Origin of the sequence: Microbispora amethystogenes (genome assembly GCF_016863015.1) — a bacterium.
Lineage (GTDB): Bacteria > Actinomycetota > Actinomycetes > Streptosporangiales > Streptosporangiaceae > Microbispora > Microbispora amethystogenes.
Map to the genome: position 1 here is coordinate 1 of NZ_BOOB01000100.1, position 1,478 is coordinate 1,478.

A 1,478-nucleotide genomic window follows, 5' to 3' on the forward strand; every position below is an offset into this window, starting at 1 on the left:
CAGCGAACTTCAGCACGTAGTAGTGCTTCTTGCCGTGCTCGTCGACCTTGTAGCCCGCCGGGAGGGCGTCCTCCTTGACGTAGGCGTTGTAGGTCGCCTCGTCGACCTCCTTGAAGCCGACGTACTTCTCGACCTCAGACCAGTCCTTGGTCCACATCGCCTTCCTGATGATGGACCAAGCCTCGGCGAACCCGTTCGGCGGGAACTTGATGCCGTTGTACACGGTGACGAACGCGTAGTCGCGGTCGCCGTCCTCGTACACGTCGTAGTCGTAGTGCGTGTACGCGGTCTTACCCACGTAGACGCCCCACGGGGTCTTGCCCTGGTAGTAACCCGGGACGAACACCCAGTTGTTCAGCGTGGCCCTGTTGGACACGGTGTCGTAGACACAGTGACCGGCGGTCGCCACCAGGTTGCGGTAGGCCGCCTGCACCGAGGTCGCCGTGCACCAGTGCGGGTTGATCGCGACGGGCCGCTTGTACTCGAACTGCCGGCCGTCGACGGTCCGGCGGACGGTCTCGAACTTCCACCCGTCCGAGAAGAACACCTTGCCGGTGGTCTTGGGCAGGTTGACGTTCTTCGACTTGGCGGCGGTCTTCTTCTCGTCGCCGATCGCCGGAACGACGCCGGGCTTGCTGTCAGCCGAGGGACCACCCTTGGAGAGGTGCTTGGCGACAACCTTGGTCTCGACGTTGTACGGCGTGGCCGCGATCAGGTTGGCCGCGTTCTCCGTCAGCCAGAAGGCCGCGATGTTCTTGGCCTGGATGCCCGTGGCGGCCAGCGGGGCGCTGGCGACGTCACCGGCCGCCTGGGCGGGGGCGGAAAGGCCCGCGGCCAGGAGCCCGGCGGTGGCGACGAGGCCACCGAAGGCGAGAGTGCGCTTCATGGGAACTCCTTGGTCTGTCGTGGAACGCCTCATGCGTCCCATGCGTCAGTAAAGGGATAGGCAGAACCATACAGCGCAGGGCTTTCGCCGGTATGTCGGCTTTTGGCGTCAAACCCGGCGCCGCCCTCTTGTGGCCTTTTCGTTACCTGCTCGGCAGGGAGGGGCCGGCCGTCCTGGGTAGGGCGTTGCCGCAGCTAGAGGATCTTCATTTCTGGATTCTCACCCTTGACTGTGGAAATCCCTGTGCGGCGGCGTCAGGAATCGCTGTGGCGCGAATCACACCACTGCGATGGCACTGGTCGGGCGGCTGATCCGTCTAAGGCGCCCGCGCCTCACGTACGGTGGCCGAATGGTGGCGCGACGCCGCGAACGGGAAAGGCGCGTTTCCGGCCACGTCGCGCGAGACCCTCTCCGGGTTTACTTCCATCGCGGGTGAATTAGGCCGCCGTCGCACATTGAGGAGAAACAAAAGAGCCCGGCCGGAGGCCGGGCTCTTCGTCACACCGAACTACTACTGCAAACCTCAGCTGGCCGTAGCGGTCGGCGCGGGGCTCTGGTGGAGCAGCGGGTTCTCGAAAGGCACCGCGATCGA

At 64.7% G+C, this 1,478-nt stretch carries 2 protein-coding genes; one reads left to right on the plus strand and one right to left on the minus strand.

Annotation, left to right across the window (positions count from 1 at the left end):
* On the minus strand, positions 1-886 hold an 886-nt coding region (locus tag Mam01_RS35815; protein ID WP_373868747.1), incomplete at its 3' end, for a trypsin-like serine peptidase.
* A gap of 341 nt (positions 887-1,227) precedes the next feature.
* On the opposite strand from Mam01_RS35815, the gene Mam01_RS35820 reads away from it, so the two are divergent.
* Positions 1,228-1,478: hypothetical protein (locus Mam01_RS35820; RefSeq protein ID WP_204289658.1), on the plus strand; the 251-nt coding region annotated here is incomplete at its 3' end.